The following is a 7005-nucleotide window of genomic DNA, read 5'->3' as shown; positions in this document are numbered from 1 at the left end:
GGCGGTAGACCATTTTGTCATAACGGTCAGCGGCCGGGTGATAGGGGGATGTGCTCATATACGGGGGGCGTGAAGTGTTGCTCATGGTGCCATCATGGGCGAATGCGGGGGCATGTCAAACGGATCATGCCCCCGCGCTATATTAGCTTGTCATCGCGTGCAGGATACGTGCCCAGCTGCGGATGCCTTTGTGAAAGGACGACAGATCGAATTTCTCGTTCGGGGAATGCAGCCCGTCGTCGTCTTTGCCAAAACCGATCAGCATCGTGTCCATATCAAGGATTTCCTTGAAGTGCCCTGCAATCGGGATCGACCCGCCGCCGCCGGTAAAGGCCGCTGCGTTCGGCCATTCATCCGAGAGCGCCTTGCGCGCCTGCGCAAAGGCCGGATGTGTCGTGGTCATCACAGAGGCCTTGCTCGCGCCGTGGTCTTTGAAGCTGACACTGCAATCGGCGGGCAGCATGTCTTGCACCATTTTGCGGAAGGCCTTGCGGATTTTGTGCGGATCTTGTGTGCCGACAAGCCGGAAGCTGATTTTCGCCGAGGCCTTGGACGGGAGCACCGTTTTGAAACCATCGCCGGTATAGCCCGACCAGATACCGTTCACTTCGCAGGTGGGACGCGACCAGATCATTTCCAGCGGGCGGCGGCCTTTTTCGCCTGCGGGCTCGGACAGGCCGACCTTGGCCAGAAAATTCTCGTGGTCGAATTTCAGGTCATCCCATGCGGCGGCAAGCTCGTTGGACAGATCGGGCACGCCGTCATAGAAACCGGGCACGGTGATCCGCCCCTCGTCGTCATGCAGCGCTGCGATGATGCGCGCCAGCACGCGGGCAGGGTTCATGGCGATCCCGCCGTACATGCCCGAATGCAGATCCCGGCTTGGCCCGGTGATGGTCAGCTCTTCGCCCAAGAGACCGCGCAGTTGCGTCATGATCGAAGGCGTGTTTTCGTCATAGAGCGAGGTGTCCGAGATCAGGGCAATATCGGCGGTCAGCTCGTCGCGGTTCTCTTCCATGAACGGGGTCAGCGAGGGCGAGCCGGATTCTTCTTCGCCCTCAAAGAACATCGAGATATTCGCGGGCAGGGTGCCGTGCACGGCTTTCCATGCGCGGCAGGCCTCGACAAAGGTCATCAGCTGGCCTTTGTCGTCGGCGGTGCCGCGTCCGCGGATGACCTTGCCCTTTGGCGTCTCTTCGATGCGGGGATCAAAGGGGTCGTTGTCCCAAAGTTCAAGCGGATCAACAGGTTGCACGTCATAGTGGCCGTAGAACAGCACATGCGGCCCGTCGCCGCCTGTGTGGCCGACGACCATCGGGTGTCCGGGTGTCGGGCGCTTGGAGGCGTCAAAACCGATGGATTTCAGATCTGCCACCAGCCAGTCAGCTGCTGCATCGCAATCTGCCTTATAGGCGGGATCGGTCGAGATGGAGGGAATGCGCAGCAATTCAAACAAGCGCTCTGTGGCTTGGGGCAGATCGGCGTCGATCCGTGCGAGGACGGGGTCTAGGGTCATGTCGGGCCTCATATTTAGGATTTTGGCGCAGGGTTGTCGGAAACCGGCGTAAGGTCAATGGGGGGCGTGGAAAGGGGCGCTGCCCCTCGCGCCTTCGGCGCTCACCCCGAAGTTTGAGGAGACATGGAAAGTTGTTGATGCAGATCAATGAATGGGGGGAGGATGCTGTCCAAAAAGGTTAGGAATGGGGGGTGACACTTTGTAACGGCTTGTCCGACGCGGTTGTGCCCTATATGACGCTTAGAACGATTCAAAAACCGCTACATAAAGTGGCTTTTGTTCCGACAAAGAGGACGAAAGACGTGGATTATAACGCCAAGTTGGACACAGCGATCGAACGGTTGCATACCGAGGGTCGCTACCGGACCTTCATTGATATCGAGCGCAAACGCGGTCAATTCCCGCATGCGACGTGGCGTAAGCCTGATGGATCAGAGGCGCCTGTCACCGTTTGGTGCGGGAATGATTATCTTGGCATGGGCCAGCATCCTGTTGTTCTGGCCGCCATGCATGAGGCGATCGAGGCCACTGGCGCGGGGTCTGGCGGGACACGCAATATCTCGGGCACGACAGTCTATCACAAGCGTCTGGAGGCCGAACTGGCCGATTTGCACCGCAAGGACGCGGCGCTGCTGTTTACTTCGGCCTATATAGCGAATGATGCGACGCTGAGCACTTTGCCAAAGCTGTTCCCGGGCCTCATTATCTATTCAGATGCGCTCAACCATGCCTCGATGATCGAAGGTGTGCGCCGCAACGGGGGCGCCAAGCGGATTTTCCGCCACAATGACGTGGCACATCTGCGCGAACTGCTGGCCGCTGATGATCCTGATGCGCCAAAGCTGATTGCGTTTGAATCAATCTATTCGATGGATGGTGATTTCGGACCGATCCGCGACATTTGCGATCTGGCCGATGAATTCGGTGCGCTGACCTATATCGACGAGGTGCATGCAGTGGGCATGTATGGCCCGCGCGGGGCAGGCGTAGCCGAGCGTGATGGTCTGATGGGGCGGATCGATATCATCAACGGCACCTTGGCCAAGGCATATGGTGTGATGGGTGGCTACATTGCCGCCAGCGCGAAAATGTGTGATGCGATACGTTCTTACGCGCCGGGGTTCATCTTTACGACATCGCTGCCGCCTGCTGTTGCAGCGGGGGCTGCGGCCTCGGTCGCGCATCTGAAGACAGATCAGGCGCTGCGCGCCCAGCATCAGACCCAGGCGAAGATCCTCAAACTGCGCCTGAAGGGGATGGGCCTGCCGATCATTGATCACGGCAGCCATATCGTACCTCTGATCGTAGGTGATCCGGTGCATACCAAAAAGCTGTCAGATATGCTCTTGTCCGAATTCGGCATCTACGTGCAGCCGATCAATTTCCCGACGGTCCCGCGCGGCACCGAGCGTTTGCGGTTTACCCCGTCGCCTGTCCATGGGCCGCGCGAAATGGATGCATTGGTAGGCGCTTTGGACGGTTTATGGTCACATTGTGCGCTGAATCGTGCTGAGTTGGCCGGTTAACACTATATACACCTGTGCATAACTCTTTGTGACGTGCTAACGTCTTGATAGGCGCAGGCTTTGTTTCGATTCGTTGAACGGTACGCGCTTAGGGGCAGTAAGCGACGGGACAGTCGATGATCGGGAAGACCTTCAAGCGTGCGGACGCGTCGGAGGACGCAGAGGCAAGAGGCTTTGACGCCTACGACCTGCGCTTGGGCGATGTGATGCGTGGCGAACGCGCGACAATGGGCAAAAGCCTGTTGGATGTGCAGCGCGAGCTAAAAATCAAAGCCGCCTATATTGCTGCGATCGAGAATGCAGACCCTTCTGCTTTTGATACGCCCGGCTTTATTGCGGGTTATGTGCGCTCTTACGCGCGCTATCTTGGCATGGACCCTGAAGAGGTTTTTGCCGGTTTTTGTGCCGAAAGCGGTTTTGCCACGGCCCACGGCATGTCGGCCGAAGCCTCTTCCCTGAAAGGCAAGACCTATGACCCTGCGGGTGTGCCGCTGGGCAAGGATATTTTTTCTGCCTCCGCGACCCCGTTTATTCCCGCAAGTGACGCGATGCTGGCCGGGATCGAACCGCGTGCCATTGGCTCTGTTCTGGTGCTGGTCGCGCTGATTGCCGGTCTGGGCTTTGGCGGATGGACCGTATTGCAGGAAGTGCAGAAGGTGCAATTTGCACCCGTAGAGCAGACACCATTTGTTGTCTCGGACCTTGATCCGCTGGCCGGTGCGACGAATGCGATCGAGCCGAGCGATGCCTTGGCCGGATTTGAAGCGCCTTCCGCGCAGTCCCTAGACCGGCTTTATCGCCCTCAGGCGTTGGACGTGCCTGTGCTGGTTGCGCGTGATGCGCCGATTTCCACTTTGCGACGTGACAGCATTGGCGCAATCCTGCCGCAGGAAGACCGCGCCTTGTCACCTGATTTGCAGTTGGCAGAAACGGTGGACACCGAAACCTTGCCACCCGTGCAGGTGGTCGAGCCCGACGTGCCTGAACTTCAGCTTGTCGCTGTGCGTCCCGCATGGGTCCGGATCCGGGCTGCCGACGGTACAATCATCTACGAGGGCGTGATGGAGCCGGGGCAGAACTTTGTTGTGCCCGCGACCGAAGAGCCCGCAACGCTGCGTGTGGGTGAAAGCGGTGCTTTGTACTTTGCGGTCAACGGTGTGCACTACGGCCCTGTCGGCCCATCGGGCGTGGTGACGTCGAATGTGGCGCTGAGCACCGACAACCTGACACAGACCTATGCCATTGCGGATTTGAGCGCGGATGACGATCTGGCCGAAATCGTGAATTTTGCCGAGGTTGTCGCAGAGGAATAGCGCGACTGTCGCTTGATGATGTGCGTCTGCCGACATAGGTTGGGCGCAACGCTAACGCATCTGAAAGTCGATCCGCCATGTCCCTGAACCACATCCGCCCGTGGCGTAACATCTACCGCCGCAAGTCGCGCCAGATCATGGTGGGTAATGTGCCTGTCGGGGGGGACGCGCCGATTACCGTGCAAACCATGACGAACACGCTGACAACAGATGTCAAAGCGACCATTGCCCAAGTGCAGGCCGCAGCCGATGCAGGTGCCGATATCGTGCGTATTTCTGTGCCGGACGAGGCATCAAGCGCCGCCTTGAAAGAGATTGTGCGCGAAGTGTCTGTGCCGATCGTGGCCGATATTCATTTCCACTATAAGCGCGGCATCGAAGCGGCCGAGGCGGGGGCTGCGTGCCTGCGAATTAACCCCGGCAATATCGGGGATGAAAAGCGCGTCAAAGAGGTGATCAAGGCTGCGCGCGACCATAATTGTTCCATCCGGATTGGCGTCAACGCGGGGTCGCTGGAAAAGCATCTGCTGGATAAATACGGCGAGCCTTGTCCCGATGCGATGGTCGAAAGCGGGCTGGATCATATCAAAATCCTGCAAGACAATGATTTCCACGAATTCAAGATTTCCTGCAAAGCCTCTGATGTGTTCATGGCCGCCGCCGCCTATCAGCAACTGGCTGATGCCACCGACGCGCCGATCCATTTGGGGATCACCGAGGCGGGTGGTCTGACCTCTGGCACCATCAAATCGGCGATTGGGCTGGGCAACCTTCTGTGGATGGGAATCGGCGATACGATCCGTGTCAGCCTTTCTGCCGATCCGGTCGAAGAGGTGAAAGTCGGCTATGAAATCCTGAAATCTTTGGGCCTGCGCCACCGTGGTGTGAACATTATCTCTTGTCCGTCCTGCGCGCGTCAGGGCTTTGACGTGATCAAAACGGTTGAGGCGCTGGAAAAGCGGCTGGAGCATATCAAAACGCCCATGTCGCTGTCGATTATCGGCTGTGTTGTGAATGGCCCGGGTGAGGCGTTGATGACCGATGTAGGCTTTACCGGTGGCGGTGCCGGATCGGGCATGGTCTATCTGGCGGGCAAGCAGAGCCACAAGCAGTCCAACGAGGATATGGTCGACCATATCGTCGAACAGGTCGAGAAAAAGGCCGCTGAACTGGAAGCGCAAGCCGCAGCGGCGGAGTAGGGGCAGGTTGCGCGGCATCCTTGTCTTGCTGGTTTTGCTGCTGGGCAGTTCTGCCGCATCTGCGCAAACCTGCCCTGATTTTTACCGTTTTGTGGATTTCGGCCTGACCGGCGGCGATGGTGTCACCTATCGGGGTGGCATTGTGCTGCGCGCCGAAGGGTTTGATGGTGCGCCCTTGCTGCTTACCGCGCAGACCCTTTGTCGTGATGTACGTGATCTGGCGGTGGACGGGCGCGGCAATCCGATCCCTGTGGTCGCTGCGGTTACCTATGATCCTGCGGCGGCGGGGATTGCTCTGCGCGATTTGCGCGTTGCGCTCTGGCCTGATGCCCTTGCCGAAGCGCAAGAGGCGGCAGCGGCACATCTGGCGGCGGTCCATAATCCCAACATGACGGTGGCGCGTGGGGAGGATTACCTCTGTGCGCTGGCACCGACCGGTGCGGTCAGCTGTCAGGTGCAGCCGCCTTTTCCCAATCAGGCACCTGTTGTGGCCTATTGTGACGCGGGCCTGTGCCGGATGCCTGTGATGGCGATCAATGCAACTTTGGCCGTCGGTGCGGCATGGTCCAGTGACGTGGCCGATCCCGCAGCGATCGGCGCGCAAGTGGCGCAAAAGGTGCGGCAAATCCATGATTTTCTGGTGCCGCTATCGGCGGCCTTCTAGCGGGCCATTGACCTTGACCGCCTGACAGGGGCAAACAGGCACCCAAACATAAGAGGCAGGCTATGCGACGCTCAGACAGAGGGAATGTCGATCCTTTCATCGTAATGGACGTGATGGAGGCCGCGCGTCAGGCCGAGGCGGCAGGACGGCATATCATCCATATGGAAGTGGGCCAGCCGGGCACCGGTGCGCCGGAGGCGGCGAAGGCGCGATTGGTTCAGGATATGGCGGACCCTTTGGGGTACACGGTGGCGCTGGGGCTGCCGGAGTTGAAAGCGCGGATCGCAAAGCATTACGCCGATTGGTACGGGGTGACGCTTGATCCGGCGCGCGTGGTGATCACCAGCGGGGCGTCGGGTGCTTTCCTGCTCGCGTTTTCGGCGTTGTTTGACAATGACGCGCGGGTCGGGCTGGGCACGCCGTGCTATCCGTCCTACCGCCAGATATTGCGGGCCGTGGGCCTGACCCCGATTGATATTCCCACGACATTTGCACAACGTTTTCAGCCGGCACCTGCCGATGTGGCAGCGCATGATCTGGACGGGTTGATCGTCGCATCGCCCGCGAACCCGACGGGGACAATGCTGGATCGGGACGGTCTGGCGGATCTGGCGGCGGCCTGTGCGGCACAGGGTGCTGCGTTCATTTCGGACGAGATCTATCACGGGATTGATTATGATGTGGCCCCTGTCTCGGCGTTGCAGGTCACCGATGACGTCTATGTCGTGAATTCCTTTTCCAAGTATTTCTCAATGACCGGTTGGCGCGTGGGCTGGATGATCGTCCC

6 protein-coding genes are annotated in these 7005 nt (G+C 59.1%); 5 read left to right on the top strand and 1 reads right to left on the bottom strand.

The window, feature by feature from the left end:
- Window positions 1-142 precede the first annotated feature (142 nt).
- Window positions 143-1516, bottom strand: coding sequence for a M20/M25/M40 family metallo-hydrolase (locus VGP75_RS00155; protein WP_327541716.1), 1374 nt, complete (start codon window positions 1514-1516; stop codon window positions 143-145).
- A 302-nt stretch (window positions 1517-1818) separates the two neighbouring features.
- On the opposite strand from VGP75_RS00155, the gene hemA reads away from it, so the two are divergent.
- From hemA to VGP75_RS00130, 5 genes are all read left to right on the top strand, one after another.
- Window positions 1819-3042: a 5-aminolevulinate synthase gene (hemA, locus tag VGP75_RS00150; RefSeq protein ID WP_327541715.1), complete on the top strand. Its 1224-nt coding sequence runs from the start codon at window positions 1819-1821 to the stop codon at window positions 3040-3042.
- Between the two features lie 116 nt (window positions 3043-3158).
- Entirely contained in the window at window positions 3159-4355 is a 1197-nt protein-coding gene (locus VGP75_RS00145) for a helix-turn-helix domain-containing protein (protein ID WP_327541714.1), read from the top strand.
- A 77-nt stretch (window positions 4356-4432) separates the two neighbouring features.
- The gene (gene ispG, locus VGP75_RS00140) at window positions 4433-5554 is read left to right on the top strand and encodes a flavodoxin-dependent (E)-4-hydroxy-3-methylbut-2-enyl-diphosphate synthase (RefSeq protein WP_076658169.1); all 1122 of its coding nucleotides are present in this window, start codon (window positions 4433-4435) and stop codon (window positions 5552-5554) included.
- A 7-nt stretch (window positions 5555-5561) separates the two neighbouring features.
- On the top strand, window positions 5562-6218 hold the full coding sequence (locus VGP75_RS00135) for a hypothetical protein (protein WP_327541713.1): 657 nt from the start codon (window positions 5562-5564) through the stop codon (window positions 6216-6218).
- 62 nt (window positions 6219-6280) lie between these two features.
- On the top strand, window positions 6281-7005 hold a 725-nt coding region (locus VGP75_RS00130), incomplete at its 3' end, for an aminotransferase class I/II-fold pyridoxal phosphate-dependent enzyme (protein WP_327541712.1).

Origin of the sequence: Yoonia sp., assembly GCF_036007805.1 — a bacterium.
In the GTDB taxonomy this organism is placed as follows: Bacteria; Pseudomonadota; Alphaproteobacteria; order Rhodobacterales; family Rhodobacteraceae; genus Yoonia.
The sequence above is the reverse complement of the archived record's forward strand: the minus strand, read 5'-3'. Positions and strand labels throughout refer to the sequence as shown.